A 503-nucleotide genomic window follows, 5' to 3' on the forward strand; every position below is an offset into this window, starting at 1 on the left:
GCCCACTCCCGAAGGGTCAGGGCCTCGGGGGCGGTGAGGAGCCCCCGGAAGTGCTTCAGGGCCATCTCCGCCCGCCACGCCTCCGCCTCCCGCTTGGTAGCGAAGGACCGGGTGATTTTCCTGGGCCTCCCCGTGGCCGGGTCGTGGCCCAGGGTGAACTGGGCCATCCACCGCTTTCTCTCCCGGTGGAAGAAGACCGTCCCGGTGCCCTTTCCCGCCCGCCTGCCCACGCCTATTCCTCCTCGGGCTCCCACCAGTAGTGAAGCCTCTTGAGCCCCGCCACCAGGGCCTCCCCGCGCTCCTTGGGGGAGAGGCCCTCGAGGACCCGGAAGAGGTGTTCCGGCCCCCGAAGCCTGACCATGCGGCTTTCCTCCCCCCGGGCCAGGGGCTCCACCCCGAGGATGCTTGTTCTGACCTTCAGGGGAGGGCGCACCTCCCAGAGCCTCCTGCCTCGCATGACCCCATTATCGCGCTTCACGTTGCTCCTTGCCCTCCCCTTGGCG

The 503-nt window shown here is 69.6% G+C and carries 2 protein-coding genes; both read right to left on the reverse strand.

Going from position 1 to position 503, the window contains the following annotated elements:
• On the reverse strand, window positions 1-230 hold a 230-nt coding region (locus AC01Y6_RS11310), incomplete at its 3' end, for an Arm DNA-binding domain-containing protein (protein ID WP_476671630.1).
• A 2-nt stretch (window positions 231-232) separates the two neighbouring features.
• On the reverse strand, window positions 233-503 hold a 271-nt coding region (locus tag AC01Y6_RS11315; protein ID WP_476671631.1), incomplete at its 5' end, for a hypothetical protein.

It is taken from the genome of Thermus sp. (assembly GCF_056332225.1).